Annotated in this window: 21 protein-coding genes; 12 read left to right on the forward strand and 9 right to left on the reverse strand. The window is 49.4% G+C overall.

The features are described 5' to 3' along the window. Positions 1 to 2 precede the first annotated feature (2 nt). Positions 3 to 1,328 (forward strand): beta propeller repeat protein, encoded by a 1,326-nt coding sequence (locus CRO74_RS03780; protein ID WP_097124649.1) that lies wholly within the window; start codon positions 3 to 5, stop codon positions 1,326 to 1,328. 49 nt (positions 1,329 to 1,377) lie between these two features. Here the strand turns inward: CRO74_RS03780 and CRO74_RS03785 are convergent, their stop codons facing one another. Next, positions 1,378 to 2,724, reverse strand: a complete 1,347-nt coding sequence (locus CRO74_RS03785; protein WP_097124650.1) for an Nramp family divalent metal transporter — start codon at positions 2,722 to 2,724, stop codon at positions 1,378 to 1,380. Positions 2,725 to 2,967: 243 nt separating this feature from the next. On the opposite strand from CRO74_RS03785, the gene CRO74_RS03790 reads away from it, so the two are divergent. The 8 genes from CRO74_RS03790 (at position 2,968) to CRO74_RS03825 (ending at position 11,716) form a co-directional block, all read left to right on the forward strand. Continuing rightward, entirely contained in the window at positions 2,968 to 3,621 is a 654-nt protein-coding gene (locus CRO74_RS03790) for a metal-dependent transcriptional regulator (protein ID WP_097124651.1), read from the forward strand. A 45-nt stretch (positions 3,622 to 3,666) separates the two neighbouring features. Continuing rightward, entirely contained in the window at positions 3,667 to 4,743 is a 1,077-nt protein-coding gene (locus CRO74_RS03795) for an LptF/LptG family permease (RefSeq protein ID WP_097124652.1), read from the forward strand. Between the two features lie 86 nt (positions 4,744 to 4,829). Beyond that, on the forward strand, positions 4,830 to 5,774 hold the full coding sequence (locus CRO74_RS03800) for a DMT family transporter (RefSeq protein WP_097124653.1): 945 nt from the start codon (positions 4,830 to 4,832) through the stop codon (positions 5,772 to 5,774). 56 nt (positions 5,775 to 5,830) lie between these two features. Beyond that, positions 5,831 to 7,261: a DUF6056 family protein gene (locus CRO74_RS03805; protein ID WP_097124654.1), complete on the forward strand. Its 1,431-nt coding sequence runs from the start codon at positions 5,831 to 5,833 to the stop codon at positions 7,259 to 7,261. A 7-nt stretch (positions 7,262 to 7,268) separates the two neighbouring features. Continuing rightward, positions 7,269 to 8,003, forward strand: a complete 735-nt coding sequence (locus CRO74_RS03810) for a glycosyltransferase (protein WP_097124655.1) — start codon at positions 7,269 to 7,271, stop codon at positions 8,001 to 8,003. 126 nt (positions 8,004 to 8,129) lie between these two features. Continuing rightward, positions 8,130 to 9,122, forward strand: coding sequence for a glycosyltransferase family 2 protein (locus CRO74_RS03815; RefSeq protein WP_097124656.1), 993 nt, complete (start codon positions 8,130 to 8,132; stop codon positions 9,120 to 9,122). A gap of 44 nt (positions 9,123 to 9,166) precedes the next feature. Beyond that, positions 9,167 to 10,135, forward strand: a complete 969-nt coding sequence (locus tag CRO74_RS03820) for a glycosyltransferase (protein WP_097124657.1) — start codon at positions 9,167 to 9,169, stop codon at positions 10,133 to 10,135. Positions 10,136 to 10,183: 48 nt separating this feature from the next. Beyond that, positions 10,184 to 11,716 carry an MBOAT family O-acyltransferase gene (locus tag CRO74_RS03825; RefSeq protein ID WP_097124658.1) on the forward strand — a complete coding sequence of 511 codons (1,533 nt, stop codon included), beginning with the start codon at positions 10,184 to 10,186 and terminating at the stop codon, positions 11,714 to 11,716. A gap of 85 nt (positions 11,717 to 11,801) precedes the next feature. Here CRO74_RS03825 and CRO74_RS03830 read toward each other — a convergent pair whose 3' ends face one another. The 6 genes from CRO74_RS03830 to CRO74_RS03855 form a co-directional block, all read right to left on the reverse strand. Further along, positions 11,802 to 13,232: a TolC family protein gene (locus CRO74_RS03830; protein WP_097124659.1), complete on the reverse strand. Its 1,431-nt coding sequence runs from the start codon at positions 13,230 to 13,232 to the stop codon at positions 11,802 to 11,804. Next, positions 13,225 to 16,428, reverse strand: coding sequence for an efflux RND transporter permease subunit (locus CRO74_RS03835; RefSeq protein ID WP_097124660.1), 3,204 nt, complete (start codon positions 16,426 to 16,428; stop codon positions 13,225 to 13,227). Before CRO74_RS03835 ends, CRO74_RS03830 begins: the two co-directional genes overlap by 8 nt. 25 nt (positions 16,429 to 16,453) lie before the next feature. Further along, positions 16,454 to 17,545, reverse strand: coding sequence for an efflux RND transporter periplasmic adaptor subunit (locus CRO74_RS03840; RefSeq protein WP_097124661.1), 1,092 nt, complete (start codon positions 17,543 to 17,545; stop codon positions 16,454 to 16,456). Between the two features lie 56 nt (positions 17,546 to 17,601). Beyond that, positions 17,602 to 17,892 carry a hypothetical protein gene (locus tag CRO74_RS03845; protein ID WP_179830114.1) on the reverse strand — a complete coding sequence of 97 codons (291 nt, stop codon included), beginning with the start codon at positions 17,890 to 17,892 and terminating at the stop codon, positions 17,602 to 17,604. A gap of 361 nt (positions 17,893 to 18,253) precedes the next feature. Further along, complete coding sequence (locus CRO74_RS03850) at positions 18,254 to 19,609, reverse strand: sensor histidine kinase (RefSeq protein WP_097124663.1); 1,356 nt, start codon at positions 19,607 to 19,609, stop codon at positions 18,254 to 18,256. 85 nt (positions 19,610 to 19,694) lie between these two features. Continuing rightward, positions 19,695 to 20,366 carry a response regulator transcription factor gene (locus CRO74_RS03855; RefSeq protein WP_097124664.1) on the reverse strand — a complete coding sequence of 224 codons (672 nt, stop codon included), beginning with the start codon at positions 20,364 to 20,366 and terminating at the stop codon, positions 19,695 to 19,697. 210 nt (positions 20,367 to 20,576) lie between these two features. Here CRO74_RS03855 and CRO74_RS03860 point away from each other — a divergent pair, with 210 nt between their 5' ends. The 3 genes from CRO74_RS03860 (at position 20,577) to CRO74_RS03870 (ending at position 22,101) form a co-directional block, all read left to right on the forward strand. Further along, positions 20,577 to 20,969, forward strand: a complete 393-nt coding sequence (locus CRO74_RS03860) for a hypothetical protein (RefSeq protein ID WP_097124665.1) — start codon at positions 20,577 to 20,579, stop codon at positions 20,967 to 20,969. Between the two features lie 17 nt (positions 20,970 to 20,986). Further along, positions 20,987 to 21,616 (forward strand): MCP four helix bundle domain-containing protein, encoded by a 630-nt coding sequence (locus CRO74_RS03865; protein WP_097124666.1) that lies wholly within the window; start codon positions 20,987 to 20,989, stop codon positions 21,614 to 21,616. Positions 21,617 to 21,834: 218 nt separating this feature from the next. After that, positions 21,835 to 22,101 carry a hypothetical protein gene (locus tag CRO74_RS03870; RefSeq protein ID WP_097124667.1) on the forward strand — a complete coding sequence of 89 codons (267 nt, stop codon included), beginning with the start codon at positions 21,835 to 21,837 and terminating at the stop codon, positions 22,099 to 22,101. Between the two features lie 20 nt (positions 22,102 to 22,121). Here the strand turns inward: CRO74_RS03870 and msrB are convergent, their stop codons facing one another. Together msrB and CRO74_RS03880 are read right to left on the reverse strand one after the other, a co-directional pair. Next, positions 22,122 to 22,634 carry a peptide-methionine (R)-S-oxide reductase MsrB gene (msrB, locus tag CRO74_RS03875; protein WP_097124668.1) on the reverse strand — a complete coding sequence of 171 codons (513 nt, stop codon included), beginning with the start codon at positions 22,632 to 22,634 and terminating at the stop codon, positions 22,122 to 22,124. Positions 22,635 to 22,696: 62 nt separating this feature from the next. Beyond that, entirely contained in the window at positions 22,697 to 23,674 is a 978-nt protein-coding gene (locus CRO74_RS03880; RefSeq protein ID WP_097124669.1) for an AAA family ATPase, read from the reverse strand. Positions 23,675 to 23,679 lie beyond the last annotated feature (5 nt).

A 23,679-nucleotide genomic window follows, 5' to 3' on the forward strand; every position in this document is an offset into this window, starting at 1 on the left:
CCGTGGACATCTCATCAAAATACTTCTCAAAATTACATCAGCCAGGCTTTCACAGCCTGAAACACGGCTATGCATTTCTGCTAGACATCTACAGAGTTGGCAAACTAATGGAAGCCATTTCATTTGTTTTGTGGGAGGTTATGTATCAATTGCGTTTCTATCAGATCAACCGCAGATACGTAAAATTTACAGAAACAGTAGGTTCGTTGGTAGCTACAGAGACAGATTTACTTGGGGGCCTTATGCCTATCCAATTAGGGCTTAACAATCAGAAGATCGATTGCCAGTTAGTAGGGGTCGACTGGAAATATTGCTTTTGGGGCACAGATAGCGTTCTCTGGGGGTGTCGATTTTCCTCATTGACTATCTTATATAGAAGTGATGACCATAGTCAGTCGGCTAGTGCTGTTTATGACTTTCAGCAACCCATCAAATCGATTTATATCAATCGGTGTAACGTGCTCTTTGTTTGTACAAACGGTACACTTTATAAGAGTCATGATCAAGGGTTTTCGTTTGTGCAAGTTTTACAACTTTCAACGTCTATAAGTTATTTTCTATTTAACAACGGTATGTCGGAGTTACCGGATCAAACCCTTGTGATTGGAGAATATGGCTCTTTATGGCGGGATAAAACATGGAAAAATTTAGCCTTCCTGTATATCTCGACAGATGGAGGGGATACCTGGAAAACATCTGATTTTCTAATCCAGCAAGGGGTTAATAAACATATTCACCTGCTGAAGTACTCTAGGCTTCTCAAAGCCTTGTTGTTGACAGATGGTGACAACAAAAAACAGCTATGGCTAAATAAATCGCTAATCCGTCTGGATAGAAAAAGTAGCCGGATCACAGACGGGTGGTGCCTGATTAATAAGTACCACCATCAAATGGGTGGGTATACGTCCATGGCTGAGACAGAGAAAGAGGTTTTGCTGGGTAGTGATTATCTGGCAGGAACCAATTTTATCGTTTCAACAACCGATGGCAAGCTGTATGATAAACGGGTCTTGCCCGATCCGTACCGCCGTAGCCCGGTTATGAATATGGTAACAAGGAAATCATCCTCAGGGAACGAGGTTTGGGCATGTTCCTACAGCTGCCTCTCTGCCGAGGCCAGAAGTTTATTGATGTACTCGAAAGATGGTGGTAATTCCTGGACGCGGGTAATCGAGTTTGACGGTACTAGGAATAAAGTACGTCTGATAAGTACCTCGCATGAACCAACCGCCGATTTGTATATATCCGTAACTGAATTTGGCAACCGGGAAGAACAACACCGGCATCAAATTTACAGGATCAGTGAGAAGCTCCAAGGCTCTCACTAACCGGCATTTTATGAATAAGCCTTGTCTGAGGACGGTGCCTAAAACAACCTCAACTAAACGCTTTCAGAACTGTATCCCACAACAGATACGCGTTCAATCCGATGATCAGTACGGTGACCAGCCAGGATAGCCCTTTTATCCAGACTGGATTTACGAAACGCCCCATTTTCGCTTTGTCGTTCGTGAAGGCTACCAGCGGCACAACGGCAAAGCTTAGTTGAAGAGAAAGGATAACCTGACTGAACACGAGTAATTCGCTGGTCCCATGTTCACCGTACAGGATAGCCACAACCAAAGCGGGAACGATAGCTACCAGCCGGGTAATCAGCCGACGCAGCCAGGGCTTGACCCGAAGGTTCACAAAGCCTTCCATCACAATTTGCCCGGCGAGAGTGCCGGTAAGGGTTGAGTTCTGACCCGACGCCAGCAAGGCAACAGCAAACAGAATCCCCGCCAGTTTCACCCCCAAAATCGGGTCGAGCAGCCGGTGGGCATCGGTAATGTCGGCCACTTGCTGGTTGCCCGAAAAGTGAAAGGCAGAAGCCGATAAGATCAGGATGGCGGCATTGATGAAAAATGCCAGAAACAACGAAACGGTAGAGTCGATTGTGGCAAACTTGATAGCCGATTGCCGACCCGCATCCGTGCGGCCAAAATCGCGGGTTTGTACGATACTGGAGTGCAGGTACAAATTGTGGGGCATAACGGTAGCGCCTAAAATACCAATGGCAATGTAGAGCATACCCGGATTGGTGATGATTTCAGTACGTGGAAGCAAGCCCCCCGCCACACTGGCTAGATCGGGTCGGGATACGATTAATTCGTAGCCAAAACAGCCGACAATGAGGAAAATTAGGCTGGCTACAACCCGTTCCAGTAACTGGAATCCCTTGTTCTGTAAATATAAAAGCAGGAGCACATCCAGCGCTGTCAGTAAAATACCAATCGTTAACGGTAAACCGAACAACAGATTCAGCGCAATGGCCGAGCCAATCACTTCGGCCAGATCCGTTGCGGCAATGGCAATTTCAGCCAGCAGCCACAGCCCAATGGCAACGGGCTGGCTGAAGTTGTCCCGGCAGGCCTGCGCGAGGTCACGTCCGGTGGCAATACCGAGTTTGAGCGATAAATGCTGAAGCAGAATGGCAAATAAGTTGGAGATCAGGACGACCGACAGGAGTTTATACCCGTATCGTGCTCCACCAGCTATATCCGTAGCCCAGTTGCCGGGGTCCATGTAGCCAACCGCAACCATTAGTCCGGGGCCTGCATACGCCCGTAAGGTCTTGAAAAAGCCCGCGCCTACGGGCACATGGACTGAACTATGTACGTCGGACAGTGAATTTGTGGTGTTCTCCTGTCGCCAGCCTTTCATCGACGTATTCGTAGCTTCCATCGTTTCTGTTACCTGCTTACTACTATTTGTTGCACCTTACTGTTCAATAAATTGGGCTCATCGGAACCAATTATCAAAACATCCTCAATCAACTGAGCAAACATATAACGGATCAAAGATAAGGATTGTTGAAATAAAAATTTAGACTACCCTAAATTTTTAGAAAGTTTAACATAAAAACTACCTTTGTAGGTAAACTGTTTTCGTTTATTCCACCGTTGTGGGTAAGCAGCCGTCTTGTTCATGCACTCATTCACTGAAGAAAATTACCTGAAGACCATCTATTACCTGGCTAACCGTCGGCAGGGAGAAGTCAGCACGAATGCCCTGGCAGAAATGACAGCGACGAAAGCAGCCTCGGTGACAGATATGTTGCGTAAACTGGCTGATAAACAGTTAATCCATTATAAAAAATACCAGGGCGTACGGTTAACGGACGAAGGCGAACGGCTGGCGTTGCAGATTATCCGTCGGCATCGTCTTTGGGAAGTTTTTCTGGTTCAGAAGCTTGGTTTCGGCTGGGATGAAGTCCACGAAATAGCCGAGGAGTTGGAGCATATTCGATCAGAAGAACTGGTAACCCGTTTAGATACATATCTGGGCTATCCGCAGTTTGATCCGCACGGCGATCCGATTCCAACTCCTGCCGGAAAGATGCCCGAAACCGGCTATCGAAAACTATCGGAAGTGGAGGCCGGGGAGGGGGTATGCCTAATGGCTGTTCTTGAACACTCTACCGAGTTTCTTAAACACCTCGATCATTCGCAGTTAACACTTGGCTGTGTGGTAACGGTCAATGAAATCAACGCCTTCGATAAATCGGTGCTGGTGCAAATTGCAAGCGGTCGCTCCGTATTTATCAGCCACGAGGTAGCCCGAAATTTATTAGTGAATTAAGCGAGTGGTAGCACTTACGAACTTATTTGACTTACCAACTTTTTTATGAAACTCTTAGACGCCTATATTCTCAAGCGCTTTCTGCAAACCTACATCTTTGTGGTGATGGTGATTGTGCTTGTGGTGGTTATGATTGACTACACCGAAAAGGTGGATAATTTTCATAAAACCCATGCTCCGGGCAATGAAATCCTGTTCAATTACTACCTCAATTTCATTCCCTACTGGGCCAATTACATCAGTCCGCTGATGGTGTTCATTGCCACTGTTTTTCTAACCTCCCGGCTGGCGGCCCGCACCGAAATCATTGCCATCCTGAGTAGTGGCGTTAGTTTTGTCAGGCTGTTGTTACCCTATGTTTTAGGCGCTACCGTACTGGCCGTGGCCACCTATTTCATGGTGAACTACGTAATTCCCAAGGCAAATAAAACCCGCATTGCCTTTGAGATAAAATACATCAACGATGCCTATAACTACTCGGGACGGAATGTTCACCTGAAGATTGCGCCCAATACCTATGCGTATCTGGAGAGTTATAACAACCAGACTAATACGGGATATAAGTTTACCATGGAACGGGTAGAGGGCAATCAACTCAAGCAGAAACTCTCCGCCGACCATATTGAGTGGGATGCTAAAAAGAAAAAATGGACGGTGTATGACTATAAAATACGCACCATTAATGGGCTACAGGAAACCCTTACCCCTGGTGCCCGCATTGATACCACACTCAACCTGAAACCGGACGATTTTAGCTCGGATTTCAACCTGTACGAAACCCTGACCCGTCCGGAGTTAAATGACCACATCGAGTTACTGCAAAGCCGGGGGGCCGATGGCGTGGAAACGTATCTGCTTGAGAAATACAGCCGGGATACCCGTCCTTTCGCCATCATCATCCTGACGGTCATTGGGGTAATCATGTCGGCTCGGAAAAGTCGGCGGGGGGTAGGCTGGCAGGTGGCGCTGGGGTTCTTCCTGGCCTTTACGTACCTGCTGTTCTTTATGCTGGCGAAGGGCATCGCTGAGTCCGGGAATCTGAATCCGATAGTGGCGGTCTGGCTGCCAAACGCTATTTTTGCGGCTATCGGCGTATTGCTGTATAATACGATTCCAAGGTAATAGGAGTGAAGAGCGGAGACTGAGGAGCCTTTAGTTTGCTTTCTGCCGAATGGCTTCTCCGTCCCCGCTCATCGTTCCTCAATCCTATGCAAAAAAAAGCTTCATTAACAGATTATTTCCAACTCCATTTCATTGTGCTGATCTGGGGATTCACCGCCATTCTGGGTAAACTGCTGGTACCGCTCGACTCGTCGGCGGTTGTTTTGTTTCGGACGTTGCTGGCCGTTCTTGGCATGAGTGTTGTACTGTTCGTTCGGCGGCAATCCATCCAGGTTTCGTCGACGGATCGCTGGCGGTTACTCGCAACCGGTTGTCTGATTGGTTTGCACTGGGTGTTGTTTTTTCTGGCCGCCCGGCTGTCTAATGTATCTGTGTGTCTGGCGGGTATGGCAACGAGTTCGCTTTGGGCGAGTGTGCTGGAGCCCTTACTACTGCGTCGGCGGGTTCGTTTGGTTGAGGTTGCGTTAGGGGCTGTTGTCATGGCCGGTCTGTACCTGATTTTCCGATTTGAGTTCGATAAGGTAATTGGGTTGGCGGTGGCCGTTAGTTCGGCTATGCTATCCTCACTGTTCACAATTATCAACAGCCGGTTCACGCATAAGTATGATGCGCTGGTAATTTCTTTTTACGAAATGGCGGGTGCTCTGTTCAGTGCTGTCGTACTATGGCTGGCGGTGCAGCAATTCGATGGGTCGGTAGGCAGTGGGGTTCAATATATACCCCAAATGCCCATGCAGTGGCTTTGGCTGCTGGTGCTGTCGTTGGTATGTACGGTGTACGCCTATACCGTTGGGGTTAGCCTGTTGCGTAAGTTTTCGCCCTATCTGGCCATATTAACAGTAAATTTGGAGCCGGTATATGGTATTTTACTGGCCGTTCTGATCTTTGGTGATACCGAACACATGACGTCAGGATTTTATATTGGTACGCTGGTCATTTTGCTGGCCGTGTTGACGTATCCGTTCTTCAACCGTCAAAAGCCTGCAACCACAACGCCCACCGGGGGCGATCTGGAAATTGACCTACATTAAAACAGAAGGCAGAAAACTGGAGTCGTTAACTTGAGTATGCCTGCGAATACTACTACATGAAACATCCGCTTATTGACCGGTTGGCGACCGTAATCGTTATTCTCTTATTTCTGGTGGCTTACCTGCCGTTGGTATTACTTTCGTTCCACAACCACCCATCAGCCGCCGATGATTACTGTTTTGCCGATACGGCGTTAAAATATGGTTTCTGGCAGGCACAGAAATTCTATTATGACGGGTGGACAGGGCGTTATTTTTCCAATATGCTGGTTCACGGCAGTCCGCTTGTCTGGGGCTGGTATGATGGGTATCGGTTCATCCCCGCCTTGATGGCTACGGCTTTGGTAGGAGCCATTTACGCATTGGTCAGTGAATTACTGCGGACTGAGTCGCTGATAAACAGAGTGACAGCCACTTGTCTGCTCTTCTTTTTGGTGGTGTTATCCCTTCAAAGCACAGTTGAGGCATTTTTCTGGACAGCTGCGATTGCTACCTATACGGTTCCTACCATCCTGACGATCTACCTGATCGCTGTCCTTATAGGATACAATAGATTGCCGAATGGCCCCATAAAATGGCTCACCACCGTATGGGCCAGCTTTTTGGTATTTGCCATCATTGGCTCCGGCGAAACAAATCTGGTATTGCTGATTTTACTGTTATTGGCCATTACGGGCTATCGGTTGGTGTTTCTTCGAAAGGTCGATCCACTCATGATGTGGCTGGTGCTGGTATCCTTTGTGTCGGCCTGGGTATTATTCCAGGCACCGGGGAATGCCATTCGCATGGGAAGCAATGAGGCTAAAGCCGGTGAACTGTTCCCGTCAATTGCCCGGTCATTTAGCTGGTTAGCCCGTTCAATAGCGTTTTGGCTGCTGAAAACGCCCATTCTGCCGTTTACACTCCTGTTTGTTACCCTGGCCAGGCGGGCAACCCGGCAGGGAAGTCCGGTTCGCGATTTATTCATGGTTCCGGCGGGATTGCTAACCGTCGTATATCTGGGCTTACTAGCGGCTATGATTTTCCCCTCTTATTACGGGCTGGGCATTGCTCCCTATGCGCGAACGATGAATATCCTGTTCGTATTCTTTGTACTTGGCTGGTTTTATGTCGCAACGGTGTGGGTGGGCTGGCTCGACCGGCGGGGGCGTAGCCTCACAATCGCTCAGAAATGGCCCGCCCCCGTGTGGTTCCTGACGGGCATCTGGCTGATTGGAAGCGTAGGAGCCAGCAGCGCCGTTAACCAGTTGTATGCCGATTGGCTAAGTGGCCGGGCCGCTACGTACGACCGCGAAATGACCGAGCGGCATCAGCAATTACTGACCTCGGCCGATACGGTTCGGCTCCGGCCCATCAGTGTGTATCCTCCCAGTTTGTTTGTGGAGGACGTTAAGCCCGACCGTACGCATTGGTGGAATCGTTGCCAATCGGGCTATTACGGCCATAAGGCACTTGTCCTTGACTCCACTCTAACTGCCAATCGCTAAAGGTTTTATGTCGTCTGTCTGTATTATTGTCCCCTGTTATAACGAAGCTACCCGGTTGCCGGTCGATGCGTTTCTTTCGTATGTACAGCAGACAGAAAATGTGAACTTTTGCTTTGTCGACGACGGCAGTACCGATGCTACCCAGACCGTACTGACCGCGATGAAGGCCCGGTATCCTGACTGCATCGATGCGTTAATTCTTCCTCAAAATCAGGGGAAAGCGGGGGCTGTGCGGGCTGGTATGTTGCATTGTGCCAGCCAGTCGTTCGATTACCTGGGCTTTCTGGATGCCGATCTGGCCACACCCTTAACGGCCATTACCGACCTGGCTGCCGTGCTGGATGCCAACCGGGCGCTGGATATGGTGATGGGGTCACGCATAAAATTTCTGGGTGTAGATATCCGTCGAGACCCGTTTCGGCATTATGTTGGCCGCGTTATTGCTACAATCATCAGTAATATTCTAAGGCTACCCGTTTACGACTCGCAGTGCGGAGCCAAATTATTCCGGCGCGCTACCGTGACTGGATTGTTTGAGGAGTCATTTATCAGTCCCTGGCTCTTTGACGTTGAACTACTGGCCCGGCTCATCCGGAAACATGGCCGCCCCGAGGTACTGGCGCATGTAGCCGAGTATCCGCTGCGCCAATGGATTGAGCAGAGTGATTCGCGAATTAGTTCAGGCTATGTTTTCAAGATGTGGTACGAGCTGTTTAGAATCTACCAGACGTATCGAACGTAACCCGTTTCGAAGGCTAGACAGTCAATTTGTCGATGTCACTGGTGGGCTGTAAGATAGACGTTGGCGGGTTTTCGTACGAAAAGGTTTACTTTTGCCCAGTTTGACACTGTTCCAACTTTATTTGTTTTGTTGAATCCGCAGATTTCTATTGTTGCTCCATTGTACAACGAAACCGAGTCGTTTCCGCGTCTTGTCGAACGGCTGAATGCCGTAATGGATACATCTCCCCGTACAATTGAAGTGGTATTGATTGATGATGGGAGCCGCGATAATACGGCTGTTTTGATGCAACAACTTGCCCTGACCGACAGCCGGTATCACTGTGTTTTTTTATCGAGAAATTACGGCCATCAGATTGCCCTGTCGGCAGGTATTGCTGCTGCCTGCGCCACCGAAGCCCTGTTTATCATAGACGGCGATTTACAGGACCCCCCCGAACTGCTCAACGAATTTTTTGAGAAGTACCAGGAGGGCTATGATGTTGTTTACGCAGTGCGGAAAAAACGCAAAGAGAGCTGGTTCAAACGAATGGCCTATGCGTCGTTCTATCGGCTGGTTCGGTCGATTTCGTACGTCGACATGCCGCTGGATAGTGGTGATTTTTCGCTGATCAGCCGCCGGGTGGCCGATGTGCTGAACCAAATGCCGGAAGAAAGCCGGTTTATCCGGGGCATGCGCAGCTGGATCGGGTTCCGGCAGATCGGTATCGAATACGAACGGGATGCGCGATTGGCTGGTGAGTCGAAATATTCATTCAGCATGTTGAAAGGACTGGCCTACAATGGCATCTTCAATTTCAGCGAATTTCCCGTTAAGATTATTACCCGCCTGGGTATGTTCACCATCGGGATTGCCGTCATCTACCTGATCCAGACGCTGATTAAACGATTTATTTATCATGACGTACCACAGGGATTTACGGCCCTGTTGTTTGTCATTGTACTCTTTAGTGGCGTACAACTCATTGCACTGGGGTTGATTGGCGAATACGTGTTACGCATATTCTTTCAGTCAAAAGGTCGACCACTTTATGTGGTCAGGGACGTAATCCGGGAGAAGCAGCGTCAACCGTTGCCCGGTCTGTACTCGGCCAATTCGTCGGCCACAGCGCCCCAGTAGCTTTTTTTGTAAATCATTTATCATTGTTGTGAACCCTGATAACATTGGATAAAACGCTAGCCAGCTATCCCGACCGCATCAATGTCGTCATTCCGCTCTTTAATGACTGGCAGGCGCTCGGACTTTTATTAGAGCGTATTCAGGCGGTAAACGAGGATACGTTAGTTCGCCGATTGGACTTTCTTATTGTGGACGATTGCTCCTCGGCAAATTACGAAACCTTACCCACCGGTATTGGGCAGTCGCTGTCAATTCTTCGATTATTCCGGAATGTCGGCCACCAGAAAGCCATAGCCCTTGGTCTTTCGCATCTGGCGTCCTTACCCGAGCAGTACCCAACGATTGTCATGGACTCCGACGGTGAAGACCGGCCTGAGGATATTCCGGAGCTGATAAAAACCGGCGTGGGCAACCCCAACCGGATTGTCTTTGCGCACCGGGCCAAACGACACGAAAGTCTCGTCTTTCGCCTGTTCTACGAAGTTTATAAACGAGTCTTTCAACTGCTTACCGGAAAAGTCATTACGTTTGGTAACTTCAGTCTGGTGCCTGCCCAGCAGTTGCGCAAGCTGACGCATGTTTCCGAAATCTGGAACAACTACCCTGGTGGCGTTATCCGTTCCCGCTTACCCTATACCGCCGTACCGCTGGAGCGGGGACGTAGGCTGGCGGGCGAATCCAAGATGAATTTTGTTTCGCTGGTGCTGCATGGCCTGAGTGCAGTTTCGGTCCTCATGGATACCACCGCCGTACGCCTGGCGTTGTTTTGCGTTATTATGGTGGTGATATCTATATCCGGTATCGGTATGGTAGTTGCCCTGCGGTTGTTTACCGATACAGCCGTGCCGGGCTGGGCCAATTATTTAGTGTTCTCTTTCCTGATCGTTATCTTACAGGCCTTCCTGATCTCGCTGTTGCTGGTCTTCATTGTTCTGTCTTACCGTACGCAGCCCCAGTTCATCCCGGCGCGCCAGTTTCAGGATTTTGTCGAGAAGGTCGAGAAGGTATATTAACGGAGTTGGCGAGATGCTAGAGCGTCTTGCCGACTTACTCATCAACCAATGCTTTTTAATTCACTACAGTTTTTACTTTTTTTTACGGTTGTTACCCTCGGTTACTTTAGTTTGAAGTGGCAGGGGCGATGGATCTTGTTATTGGTAGCCAGTTGCTACTTCTACATGGTTTTTCAGCCTGCTTATATCCTGATTCTCTTTCTCACCATTGTGATTGATTACGTTGCGGGAATCTGGATTGAGCGATCGAGGGGTAAGTCACGACGCTGGCTGCTGATTCTGTCGCTTATTTCGAACCTTGGCATTCTGGCCTTCTTTAAATACCTCGGCTTTTTTACCGAAAATATTTCCCTGCTGTTCGAGAAGTTGAGTATGCCCGGCGTTGCCGAATCGGTGACGGAACTGGTAAACCGGGTGTTCGTGAAAGTCCTGCATGTATTTGGACAGAGCGGTATTTCGTCTTACAAAGACAACATGAGCATACTGCCCATCGGACTGTCGTTTCACACGTTTCAGGCCATGAGTTACACCATTGAAGTGTACCGGGGCAACCAGAAAGCCGAGAAACACTTTGGCATCTACGCCTTGTATGTCATGTTTTACCCGCAACTGGTAGCGGGACCCATCGAACGGCCGCAGAATGTGCTCTGGCAGTTTCACGATTACTTCAAATACGATGTCGAGAAGGTGAAAGCGGGTCTGATGCAAATGGCGTTCGGGCTTTTCAAGAAACTCGTCATTGCGGATCGACTGGCCATGCTCGTCGATCACGCCTATGCCAATCCGGCGCAGCAGAATGGGTTGACGCTACTGATTGCCACCTTCTTTTATACGTTCCAGATTTACTGCGATTTTTCGGGGTATTCCGACGTGGCCATTGGGGCTGCCCGGGTTATGGGGTTTACCCTGATGGACAACTTTCGAACGCCGTACATCGCTCAGTCGATCTCTGAGTTCTGGCGTCGGTGGCATATTTCGCTGTCGACCTGGTTTCGCGATTACCTGTACATACCACTGGGCGGAAACCGGAAAGGGGAGTTTCGGCAGTATCTCAACATGCTCATCGTCTTTTTGGCCAGTGGGCTCTGGCACGGCCCCAACTGGACGTATGTGATTTGGGGCGGACTGAACGGTCTTTACCAGATTCTGGCCGTTTTGCGGGATAAGCTACTGGCAAGAATGGGCTTTTCGAGTACGCCACCAAGTCTGGTCACCTCGCCGGTAAATGATAAACAGAGTCGCAAATCGCCCGTACGGGTAGTAGTCAACGTGTTGATTACGTTCACGCTGATCATGTTAACGTGGGTGTTTTTCCGGGCACGCAGCCTGGCCGACGCCTTCCTGATCCTGAAACGGATACCAACGGCATCGCTGGGGGATACCATCAATAGTCCGCTAAATTCGGTAGAGATGTGGTTCAGCCTGTTCCTGATCGTGTTCCTTTTGCTGAAAGAGCAATTTTACCTCACCATCCCGACTCGTAACACGATCCGCTTTGCTGTGCTGTTTGGCCTGATTTCGTTCGTCACCTATCTATTTGGGGTATTTTCCTCCAACCAGTTTATTTACTTTCAGTTTTAACGTCTTTATATACCGGAAACGGGGTGATTTAAACGCCATATCTTTAATATATGGCGTTTAAATCACCCCGTTTCCGGTACTCCCTTTACTTCCAGCCGCCACCCAGTGCCCGGTACGTATTGACCATGGCATTGAGTTGTTGCACTTTCGTTTCAACCAAATCGAATCTGGATTCCAGCGCATCGCGTTGGGTCAGCAACACTTCCATATAGTCGGCTCTGGCTGATTTAAAGAGCGTATTCGAAATATTGGTCGACTGAATCAGCGCATCCACCTGCCTTGCCTTTAAATCGTAGCTCTTTTGCAGGTTGTTGATATTGGATAACTGATTGGCCACTTCAATGTAGGCATTTAAAATAGTCCGTTCGTAATTGTAAACCGCCTGGATCTGCCGTGCATTGGCGCTGTAATACATGGCTTTAATGGAATTTCGGTTAACCAATGGTCGAACGAAACCGCCAACCAGCGAATACAGAAATGATTCGGGCGTTAACAACAGCGTGGGCTTGTAGGAGTTGAAACCAACAGCTGCCGACAGGTCCAGCGATGGAAGAAAATTAGCTCTCGCCACCTGAACATCCAGCCTGGCAGCTTCCAGTTCCCGCTCAGCCCGACGAATATCCGGCCGATTCTGCAAGAGTTGTGTGGGAACACCGGCATGCATGACTTCCGGTATTATCGTGTTGAAGTCCTGCGTCGTCCGCTGAACAGGCTGTGGGAAACGGCCTACCAGAAAATTAATGTGGTTCTCCGTTTCCGTAATCCGCTGCTGAATATCAAATTGAAGACTCTGGGTACGAAGCACCTGCGCTTCAAATCGACGTACGGCCAGTTCCGTCACCTTGGCCGATTCTTTCTCAATCCGAACAATGGACAGGGCATTGGTCTGAATATCGATGTTTCGCTTGACGATATCCAACTGGCTATCGAGCCCCAATAATTCGTAATACGAGTTGGCGATTTCCGAAACCAGGTTCGTGAGGGTAAAATTACGCCCTTCTATGGACGACAAATACCGGATGGCGGCTGCCCGTTTGGCGTTGTGCAGCTTATTCCAGATATCGACCTGCCAGGAGGCATTGGCCGATAACAGAAAATCGGGCAGGGGGTTGGGAAAATTGTGGCCGGGCCGGATTTCCGTACTCTCCTCAATGGCTCCCGATCGGGTATAACGTCCTACTTTATCGACACCCGCTCCCGCCTGTAAACCCACAAATGGTAGATACTCTCCAGTTCTGGTTCGTATCTCGTTCTGGGCAATCTGAATTTCCTGCGATGAAATGTTCAGTTCCTGGTTGTTTCCGAGGGCTGTATCAATCAGGGCGGCCAGATTCGGGTCGGTGAAAAATTCCCGCCAGCTCGCTCTACCTGTGTTGAGCGTATCCTGACCTGTATTAAAACTGGTGGGAACGACTCTGTTTTCGGTTCTTGTAACCAATGCCGGGGTCTTGCATGACGTTATGGCTAACGTCATGCAGGTAATCCCCAGTCCTATATAAATGCGTGCTTTAAACATGGTTCGTGCTTTCTTCAGTTACAGGAAAAGCGTCTAATTGATGGACCAGATTTTCGGTCAGTGAATCAGCCTCTTCATCTTTAATCATCTTCCGCCCATCGGCTAAACTGCCAAATATGTAGTACAAGCCTGGGATGATAATGACCCCGAAAATGGTTCCGAACAACATACCGCCCAGGGCCGATGCACCAATGGTTCGGTTACCGATAGCACCCGCTCCTGTTGCGCTGATCAGCGGTATCAGACCGGCCACAAAGGCGAACGAGGTCATCAGAATGGGTCGAAAACGAACTCTGGCCCCTTCGATGGCTGCGTTCAGGATCGTTTCGCCCTGCTGTCGCTTTTGAACGGCAAACTCCACGATCAGTACGGCGTTTTTACCCAACAGACCCACCAGCATGATCAAGCCGATCTGCGCGTAGATGTTGTTTTCAAGTCCCATCATCTTCAGCACCAGGAAGGAACCAAATACCCCCACCGGCAGCGAGAAGACGACCGCCAGCGGAATAATGAAGCTTTCGTACTGAGCGGCCAGCACAAAGTAGACGAAGGACAGTACGATCAGGAACACATACAGTGACTCATTACCCCGGATCGACTCGTCGTACGAAAGACCTTCAAACGCGATGTCGTACCCTTTTGGCAGCGTCTTGGCGGCTACTTCCCGGATGGCCTGAATGGCGTCGGCGGTGGTGTATCCTTTGGCCGGAAGCCCCTGAATAGCGGCCGAATTGTACAAATTGAATCGGGTGATCTCGTTGGGTCCCTGCCCTTTTTTCAGGTGCATAAAGGCCGAGTACGGCACCATTTCGCCCGCATCGTTCTTGACAAAAAGCTTGAGCAGATCGGTTGGAAGCCGCCGGAAGCTGGGGTCCGACTGCACGTACACTTTAAAGAACTGGTTGTACTTGATAAAGCCTTGCTCGTACGTACTACCGATCATGATGTTGAGGTTGTCCATCGCTTTGCCGATAGACACGCCCTTCTGCATGGCCAGCTTATTGTCGATTTCCAGTTCATACTGCGGATAGTTAGCGGCAAAGAAGGTAAACAAGCCCGAAAGCTCTTTCCGCTTGCCCAGGTTTTCCATGAACTGCTTGTTAATCTTGTCGAACTCGCTGTAGTCCGTATCGGTCGTTTTGTCGAGCAGACGCATCGAAAAACCACCCGATGTACCAAAACCAGGAATAGCCGGTGGCTCGAAGAATTCGACCGTTGCGCCGAGGTTTCTGGATTTCTCCTCCAGTTCTTCCATGATCTCCTTCACGTTCTTATCGCGATCCCCCCAGCTTTTCAGGTTGATCAGACAGGTACCGGCGTTGGAACCCCGGCCTTCTGTCATGATTTCGTAACCAGCCAGCGACGATACCGATTCGATGCCCGGAACCTCTTCGCAAATCTTCTGAAGCCGTCGGGATACCTCGTTGGTTTTTTCCAGCGTCGAGCCCGGTGGCGTCTGGATAATGGCGTAAATCGTACTCTGGTCTTCGTTCGGGATGAAGCCTGCGGGTAAAATCTTATTCACAACGACAATACCCGCACAGAAACCCACCAGGACGGCGAACGTAACGAATCGGCGGCTGACAATTAATTTCAGCAAGCCAACGTACCAGCCGGTCATTTTATCGAATCCCCGGTTGAAACTGTCGAGCGCGCGGGTCAGCGGGTTTTTCTTGGGCGGATGACCATGATGGTTTTTCAGCAGCATGGCACACAATACAGGCGTCAGCGTCAGGGCGATCAGTGCCGAAATCACAATGGAACTGGCCATGGTAATGGAGAACTGTCGATAAAACGTACCCACCGGACCTGACATGAACGAAATGGGCAGGAACACCGATACCATCACAAGGGTAATGGCGATAATAGCGCCACTGATCTCACCAAGCACTTTCTGAACGGCCCTGAACGGCGTTAAATGCGGTTCTTCTTCCATCTTGGCGTGTACCGCTTCCACGACCACGATGGCATCATCGACCACAATACCAATGGCCAGTACCAGCGCGAAGAGCGTAATCAGGTTAATGGAAAGTCCAAATGCCTGAATCACGAAGAACGCACCGATCAACGATACCGGAACCGCGAGGATTGGAATCAGGGTAGACCGCCAGTCGCCCAGGAAGATAAATACAACCAGAGCCACCAGCAAAAATGCATCGCGCAGGGTATCAATTACCTGCTCGATCGATGCGTCCAGGAAGTTGGATACGTCGTAACTGATCTTATAGCCAACCCCCGGCGGGAAAGAAGCTTTCATTACTTCGAGCTTCTCTTTTACTTCGTCAATAACATCACTGGCGTTACTGCCATAGTTTTGCCGCAACACGATAGCGGCCGATGGGTTGCCATCCAGATTGGAGTAGATGTCGAAGAATTCGCTGCCTAACTCCACGCGGGCAATGTCCTTCAGGTGGATACTTTCACCGGCGGCATTGGCTCGAATAATAATGCCTTCATACTCTTCCGGCTTGTTGTAACGGCCTTTGTAGGTAAGTACATATTCCAGCGACTGGGCGGCTATACCAGAGCTTTGCCCAATCCGGCCCGGCCGACCAATGATACTCTGCTCGCCAATGGCCTTCATCACTTCTTCGACCGAAATATTGTAGGCCCGCATGCGCTCGGGGTTGAGCCAAACGCGCATGGCGTACCGGCGGCTACCCAGAATCTGCGCCCTTGCTACCCCTCTTGTCCGCTGAATTTCAGGGATCATTTTAACGGTAGCGTAGTTGAACAGGAATTTTTCGTCAATGCTCTTTTCTTTTGAATAGAGGTTGACGTACATCAGCATACTCGGCTGAATAGGCGTAATAATAACCCCCTCGCGCTGTACCAGTTCGGGTAGCAGGGGCATAACCTGGTCTACCCTGGTCTTTACCCTGATCACGGCGTCGTTGGGGTCTGTTCCCGGCTCAAAAATGATCCGGAGCGTGGCCTCACCGGCACTGGTTGCATCCGTTGCAATGTAGCGCATATCCTGAACACCGTTGATCGCCTGTTCCAGCGTAATCAGCGTGGATTTAACGAGCACATCAGCACTGGCTCCGGGATACGCAATGAATATGTTTACTGTGGTGGGGGCAATATCAGGGAACTGAGAAATGGGTAAGCTCTTGATAGCCAGTACACCGATAAACACGATCATGATCGAGATCACGATAGCGAATACAGGTCTACGTATGAATTTATTGAACATGTCTTCTCCGTTTTAGACTAGTTGATTACTCGGCGTACAGACTCAGATTCGAGATGACAGAGGCAGGTTGCACGAAATTGTAGTGGATCTTCTCGTTTTCCTTCACCTGACGTAAGCCTTCCAGCAGGATCTTATCGCCTTTGTTCAAACCAGACTGAACGACAAAGATGTGCGGCATTTCAGCGGCTATCGTGATCTCCCTCGACCGGATCGTGTTGTTCTTATCTACCACATACACATACTTCTTTTCGAGAACTTCGAAGGTGGCTTTCTGGGGGATGATCAGGGCGTTTTTCAAGGGTACCGTCATGCGAACGCTGCCGGTTTCGCCATGCCGCAGGAGACCTTTGGGATTGGGGAAGGTGGCCCGGAAAGCGATGTTACCCGTTTCGTTGTTAAAGTCGGCTTCAATGGTCTGCACTTCGCCGGGCTGGTCGAACAGTTCGTTGTTGGCCATCACCAGTTTCACGTGTTTCATGTTGTCGTCGTGGTGGGTTTTGTAGTCGAGGTACTCGGCTTCCGGCACGTTGAAATACACCCACATTTTGCTGTTGTCGGACAGGGTCGTTAGCAAATCACCATCATCGACAAGGCTACCCAGCCGTACCTGAAAATGGTCCATGATGCCACTGAACGGGGCTCGGATTTCGGTAAACTGCAAATGTGTTTTCGCCAGTGTTACATCGGCGTTTGCCTTATCGAACTTGGCTCTGGCCAGTGCCAGCTCGTTTTTCGATACAATGTTGCTATCGGCCAGTCGCTTGGTATTCTGGAGTTCGATACCTACATAATTAGCTTCGGCCTGCGATTTTTGCAGTTCGGCATTGTAGATCATAGGCATGATCCGGAACATGAGTTGCCCTTGTTTTACAAACTGCCCTTCATCCACAAAAATCTTCTGCAGGTAGCCCTTTTCCAACGCCCTTACCTCAATGTGCTGGATGGCATGGACCTGACACACGTAGTCTTTGGTAGCCAGGGTATCTTTCTGTAAAGGACTTGTAACCAGGAATTTGATTTCCTCTTCTTTCTTTTCTTCTGCATTTGATGAACAGCCCGTAATGCTAAAAGCAGCAAAAACGGCGAACAAGCTCATGAGAATGGGGTTTGTTTTCATACTAATTTTATTTTTACACGAACCTATTTTTGAAAATTTTTAGGGCCTGGCTGGCACTATCGCGAAGACATGTGGCTAACAATGGCCGCCTGTCCCGGCGGTGTAGCAGGCCCCTGCTCCAAACGGCTAATCAGGCTGTCTTTCTGCTCGTTGGCTCGTTTGCAATCGGAGAGTTGCTGCTGCCAGGCCACGAGATCGATCGGATGAGCGGTGTAGCCTGATTCGTATTCGTAAAGGCCCAGACGTTGGCTTTGCTCATACAGCAAAAAGCCATTGAATCCCAGCGAAAGAGCCAGAGCCAGTCCAAAACCATAGAGCAAAATCGAGGGGAAGTTTCGGCGTTGCATAACTTGTATCCTTTGTACTTCAGTACAAATCAAGCCCCATGACATTAAAACGGTGTGAGAAGGAAATTAGAATGCATTAAAATTATCCAAGAGCTTATTGATATTAATTACTGCCGATTGGTACATTGCATTGTCTATCAGAATATTATATGATTAATTTTAAGGGTATATGAATTAATGTCAGTATGTATTATTAAAATTATACTATTTTGTATTCCAATGAGCCAAATTTAAAAACCATTAAAAAGTATACTTATTTATTAATATATAGATTTAGGTGGGTGTTTTGTGGTCTCAGGTTTGAGAACCAACACCATAGATTTATTAAGGACCCTAGAATAGTATGAATAGCTAATACAACTTATACCTGACCGGGTAAGGTGATTGTAACGATGGTGCCCTGGTTCACAACGGAGTTAATATCGAGCGTGCCCTGGTGTAAGTCAATGATTTTTTGGGTTACGGCCAGACCAATACCATACCCGGGCACTCCTTCTACATTTTCTCCCCGATAAAGCGGATCAAAAATGTGAGCGGCATCCGTGGCGGAAATACCGCACCCCTGGTCGGTGACGATCACGGTGATTTGCGCTTCCTTCGCCTGAAGTTCAACGGCTACCTCTTCGCTGGAGTACTTGCATGCATTATCAAGAACGTTCAGAAAAGCCGTTGTCAGCAAGGTGGTGCTGCCTTTTACAGTGAATGAAGCTTCGTCGCCCGTCATGAATTGAAGTGGCAAACTCCGACCGGGATATTTGGTTTGTACCTGTCCAATGGCGGTAAGCAGGCAGTCGTCCACCTGAACGGACGTTAAGGCAATGGTTCCATCCGTGACTTTGGCTAAACCGAGTAAACCATTTGTCAGGGCGATTACTTTTTTCAGTTCCTGGATAGCGACTTCCATACTGTCGCGCCAGTCGGCCGGGTCGTGGTCGTAGCGTAGGGAGGTTTCCAGCGTACCCAGGGTGTTCGTGAGGGGAGTACGCAGTTCGTGAGAAGCATGAGCCACAAAACTGCGCTGGGAAACGAAGGCATCTTCCAGCCGAAAAAGCATCTGGTTGAACGTCATAGCGAGTTGGGCGATTTCATCCTGCCGATTTCCTTCGTTTACCCGCTTGTACAACTGGGTGGCGGTAATCTGCTCCACTTCATCTACAATCTGAGAAATGGGATTCAGCACCCGCCCGGAGAAATACCAGCCAGCCAGTACAATCAACGTAAAGCCCAGCAAGTTGGCCAACAGCATAATTTTTTGTAGTGTACCCAGTTTTGCCAGACCGATCCGGTCATAGCCAGAGGCAAAAATGTAAAACAATTGTCCACGATCCTGGTAGGGTATTGCGATGGATTCGATATGGCCGCTTCTAAATTCCGACAGCGGGTCAGCAGCCAGCAGGGGTATTTTCTCTTTGTAATAATCCGATTCTTTCAGAGTCCGATTAGTGAAGACCAGATTGTGGCGGCTATCGTAAATGCTGATCTGCTCCTCTACAATCGTGAGGAGGTCGGTACGCACCATGTTCTTGAAGAAGTCGTCGTGTAAATGCCGACGGGAAATCAGTACCCGGCCAGCCACGCGGGCTTTTGACTCCAGCCGACTGTAAAACTCCTCCTGACGGTACAACGAATAAAAATACAATACCAGCAGCGACAGCGTAAGCTGGATGGCTGTAGCCAGTAACGTAAAAATAATGGTCAGGCGGTTTCGAATAAGCACAGACTTGGTGGCTGGTTAGGGGTTATTGGTTAGTGGTTAATAGTGATTGGTCATTAGTTATTAACGACTAACCAATCACCAATCACTAATCTTCCCGGAGAACGTATCCCATGCCGACAATGGTATGCAGTAATTTGGGCGAATAACCTTTGTCAATCTTTTTACGCAGGTAGCTGATATACACGTCGATAACGTTGCTGTTATTATCGAAGTTGAGACTCCAGACCCGTTCGCCAATGTCTACCCGCGAAATGATTTTTCCTTTGTTAAGCATCATGTATTCGACCAGGGCGTACTCGCGGGTGGTCAGGTCGATGCGTTTGCCCGCCCGTGTTACGGCTTTCGTATCCAGATTCAATTCCAGATCGGCCAGTCTGAGGATGGGCTTTGGCCGGGAGCCGATCCGGCGTGTTAATGCCCTGAGTCGTAGCAGTAATTCCTGAAACTCAAAGGGCTTAGCCAGGTAGTCGTCGGCCCCGGCGTTGAAGCCATCCGACTTATCGGCCATGCTATCCAGCGCCGTCAGCATCAGTACGGGGACGGCCTCATTCTCCGACCGGATGTGTCGACACAGGTCGAAGCCATTCATTTGCGGCAGATTGACATCCAGAATAATAATATCATAAATTTCCCGGCGAAATAACGACAGGCCCGTATTGCCATCATGAGCCACTTCAACTTCATAGCCTTCGGCCGATATACCTTTTCGGATAAAAGAGGCTAATCGCTCTTCGTCTTCAACTAAAAGGATTTTCATGTTAACGTTTCTGGTTGAGTAGTATGGTGTACGCGTAACGTATAGTCAACTCGAACTTCCCCCGTTTAGTTGGCGTGTTAATTTTCTAATGCTGTTCTAATCTGGTTCTAACTCCTGCCTAACTCGGGTGCATCACCTTTGTCATGTCAACCAGGAGATGGTTTTATAAAGTATCAATTCAGCCTGGTTGACGTAAAAACAAGAGAAATCATGAAAACGTACCTAATTATCTTCGCTTTTAGCAGCTTTTTAATCTCAACGGCTTCGGCTCAGGACGATCGAAAACTACGCAACGACCCTACTTATTCAACACATAATTATAAACATCCGAACAAAGCAAAAACTGCTGAGTTCTGGAAGAGTGAATCGGGAATTGTGGTTCGTGCGCCCGGCTTCAGTCAGGGGCCAATTGCCAATTACAAACAGCCAGTACCGGGCAATGTACCCGCCGGTGGGGTAACGTTACCCCACACGCCGGAAATGGATGTGGCCGTGCGGAATTACAAAGCCCAACAGACTAATGTAATCCGATCCACCACCCAGTCGGCCTCTGTTGCCGTTGAGCGGTTACCCGTTCAGCCGGTGTCTGGAGGCAATCAATAAGAACGAGGTTTAAGACTATGTCGCAGACTCATTATAATCCCTTACGTTCCGGCCTGTTGGTCATCAGCTTGCTTGGCTTAATTCTGACGAGCATTTTCCTGAGCCGACGTAACACCTATAAGATTCAGGAAGACTCGGTATCCATCTATAAAGATCGGCTGGTACCAACGGCGATTCTCGTTAATCTGATGTCAACGGTCTATGGAAAGCGGATGCTGCTCGAAACGCAGCTTCTAACCAAGGGTAAGCCCGATGTCGGTCTGGGCGGATCAAATATGGATCAGTTCAACCGTCGGACGGACTCGCTGCTAACGGAGTTTGGCCGAACGAAATTAACGGTTAAAGAAGCTGACCAGCTCCGGTTGTTCAAGCGTCAGTTAAGCGTGTATGACCGGCTGGAAGTTGACCTGGCTACAAAGTTTACTTCGTTATCCAAAGACCAGCAACTTCAGATCGCTCGTAGGGCCAGCACGGCTTTCGGTCAGACGGTACAGACACTCAACGAGTTAGCGAGCTTACAGCTCACGGTAGGCGAGGAACTACTTGAAGAGTCGAGAGGGCAGACAAATGATATCTACATCTTAACCGCTTTACAAATAGGGCTGGTCCTGTTTGTTGGCCTAAGTCTATACTGGCATCGTTTCTAAGGCTGTGCGGAAGAACTTTTCAAGATCGAATTCAGGGCATTCGGCAGCCTGAAAAAGACCTTCCGCAACCTTTACTTGGCAACACCTAAACGTAGACCTATGTTAGAGTTGGGGTAATTTATGGCGTACTACTGATGCCCTCTCCGGAGGCATGTTCCGTGTTAACGGATTTGCAGGGTATGCTCAAACAACGAACCAACCACTCAACTTTTACATAGGTGAATAAGTCTGTTCCTACACTTGGAGTTGGTCTGCCGCAGCAGACAAAATACGTTCACAGCCTGCGGGCGTGGATGGTAATTATCGTGGCTGGCGTGCTGTTTTTTATGTCCATGAGCAGTCTGACCTGGGGCCTAACCAGCCTGATCAACCAGGACATAAACGGAGTCTGGTATGTAACGGGCGGTGCATTGCTGCAGGGGGGAGCTATTTCGAGCGTCTGGGCCGTGGAGAAGAAAGCCTTAACCCGGCCTGCCCGTTCCTGAAGGCGCTGGTTACCCCCGCGTTATTTAGCCTGCGCAGAAAAAGCCAGTGCTACGCCGTTCATACAATACCGCAAACCGGTTGGCGCTGGTCCATCAGTGAAAACGTGCCCTAAATGGGCATCGCAAACCGAGCAGCGCACTTCCGTCCGATTGCCGTCCGGTTCGTTATAAACGGCGTTGGCAACAACAGGGGCGTAGAAACTGGGCCAGCCTGTGTGGGAGTCGAATTTGGTGCCGGACGAAAAGAGCGGATTTTTACAGCACACACAGTGGTATACGCCCGCATGCGTTTCATGCGTCAAGTCACTGCTGTTGGGCCATTCGGTGCCGCTTTTTCGGGTTACGTTGTATTCCGAACGTGTTAAGATCGCTTTCCAGTCGGCGTCCGTTTTCTCCACCCGCCGATTACCGGGCGAGGTAGTACCCGGTGGGCGTTTATGCGGTGGACGGGGTGGGGCAAAGTAGGTTCCATACGTCCATAAACCACCCGCCAGAAGAAGGGTTATCAAAAAGAAAAACCTGTTTTGCCGCATAAATTAAGTCCCAAAGGGTTTAGTATGAAACACAAAACAGGTGGTATGACGTTCACAAACGCCTAGCGCCCAATGGCTACTTTACGCAGGATGGAGTCAATGACTTGCAAAGTCGTAACCCCGTCAGCCTCCGCTTCGTAATTGAGCATGATGCGGTGATTGAATACATCCGGCGCTACTTCTTTAATGTCTTCGGGCAGGACGTAATCGCGCCGGTCGAAATAGGCAAGGGCTTTGGCTGCCAGATTTAAGTTGATACTGGCGCGGGGCGACACCCCAAACTGAATGTAGCGGGCTTCATCCCGAAGACTGTACTCCAGCGGTCGGCGAGTGGCGAAGACCAGTTCTATAATGTACCGCTCAAGGGTTTCGGAAATGGTAATGGCATTTATTTCATTGCGAATGGCTACCAGATCTTCTTTTCCCAATACGGGTTTTACTTCATAGGCGAAATTCATGTTCGACATTCGGCGCATGACTTCCATTTCGTCTTCCCGGCTCAGATAATCCACAAAGACTTTCATCATAAACCGATCCACCTGGGCTTCGGGAAGGGGGTAGGTTCCTTCCTGCTCTACCGGGTTTTGGGTGGCCAATACCAGAAAGGGCCGGTCGAGAATAAAGGTTTCTTCCCCAATCGTCACCTGTTTTTCCTGCATGGCTTCGAGCAGGGCCGCCTGTACTTTGGCCGGCGATCGGTTAACTTCATCAGCCAGGATCAGATTCGCAAAAATAGGCCCCTGCTTCACCTCGAACTCAGCCGTTTTCTGGTTGAAGATCATGGTGCCAATCAAGTCGGCGGGGAGCAGATCGGGCGTGAACTGAATTCGTTGGAAATCCAGTTCAAGTACTTTAGCCAGTGTATTTATGGTGAGCGTTTTGGCCAGACCCGGCACCCCTTCGAGCAAAATATGCCCCCCCGTAAACAGCCCAATGAGCAATCGGTTGAGGAGCCGGTCCTGGCCGACAACAACCTGGCTCATTTCGCTGAATACTTCGCGGATTTTAGTGTGGTAGGTGAATGAAGGGGTTGGTTGCATAAGCT

Origin of the sequence: Spirosoma fluviale (genome assembly GCF_900230225.1) — a bacterium.
In the GTDB taxonomy this organism is placed as follows: domain Bacteria; phylum Bacteroidota; class Bacteroidia; order Cytophagales; family Spirosomataceae; genus Spirosoma; species Spirosoma fluviale.

Coding starts and splice junctions, on each gene's coding strand:
- CRO74_RS03835 (WP_097124660.1), bottom strand. CDS start 16,428: ATGTTCAATAAATTCATACGTAGACCTGTATTCGCTATCGTGATCTCG.
- msrB (WP_097124668.1), bottom strand. CDS start 22,634: ATGCGGCAAAACAGGTTTTTCTTTTTGATAACCCTTCTTCTGGCGGGT.
- CRO74_RS03790 (WP_097124651.1), top strand. CDS start 2,968: ATGCACTCATTCACTGAAGAAAATTACCTGAAGACCATCTATTACCTG.
- CRO74_RS03800 (WP_097124653.1), top strand. CDS start 4,830: ATGCAAAAAAAAGCTTCATTAACAGATTATTTCCAACTCCATTTCATT.
- CRO74_RS03845 (WP_179830114.1), bottom strand. CDS start 17,892: ATGCAACGCCGAAACTTCCCCTCGATTTTGCTCTATGGTTTTGGACTG.
- CRO74_RS03880 (WP_097124669.1), bottom strand. CDS start 23,674: ATGCAACCAACCCCTTCATTCACCTACCACACTAAAATCCGCGAAGTA.
- CRO74_RS03855 (WP_097124664.1), bottom strand. CDS start 20,366: ATGAAAATCCTTTTAGTTGAAGACGAAGAGCGATTAGCCTCTTTTATC.
- CRO74_RS03810 (WP_097124655.1), top strand. CDS start 7,269: ATGTCGTCTGTCTGTATTATTGTCCCCTGTTATAACGAAGCTACCCGG.
- CRO74_RS03865 (WP_097124666.1), top strand. CDS start 20,987: ATGTCGCAGACTCATTATAATCCCTTACGTTCCGGCCTGTTGGTCATC.
- CRO74_RS03825 (WP_097124658.1), top strand. CDS start 10,184: ATGCTTTTTAATTCACTACAGTTTTTACTTTTTTTTACGGTTGTTACC.
- CRO74_RS03840 (WP_097124661.1), bottom strand. CDS start 17,545: ATGAAAACAAACCCCATTCTCATGAGCTTGTTCGCCGTTTTTGCTGCT.
- CRO74_RS03830 (WP_097124659.1), bottom strand. CDS start 13,232: ATGTTTAAAGCACGCATTTATATAGGACTGGGGATTACCTGCATGACG.
- CRO74_RS03805 (WP_097124654.1), top strand. CDS start 5,831: ATGAAACATCCGCTTATTGACCGGTTGGCGACCGTAATCGTTATTCTC.
- CRO74_RS03785 (WP_097124650.1), bottom strand. CDS start 2,724: ATGGAAGCTACGAATACGTCGATGAAAGGCTGGCGACAGGAGAACACC.
- CRO74_RS03795 (WP_097124652.1), top strand. CDS start 3,667: ATGAAACTCTTAGACGCCTATATTCTCAAGCGCTTTCTGCAAACCTAC.
- CRO74_RS03860 (WP_097124665.1), top strand. CDS start 20,577: ATGAAAACGTACCTAATTATCTTCGCTTTTAGCAGCTTTTTAATCTCA.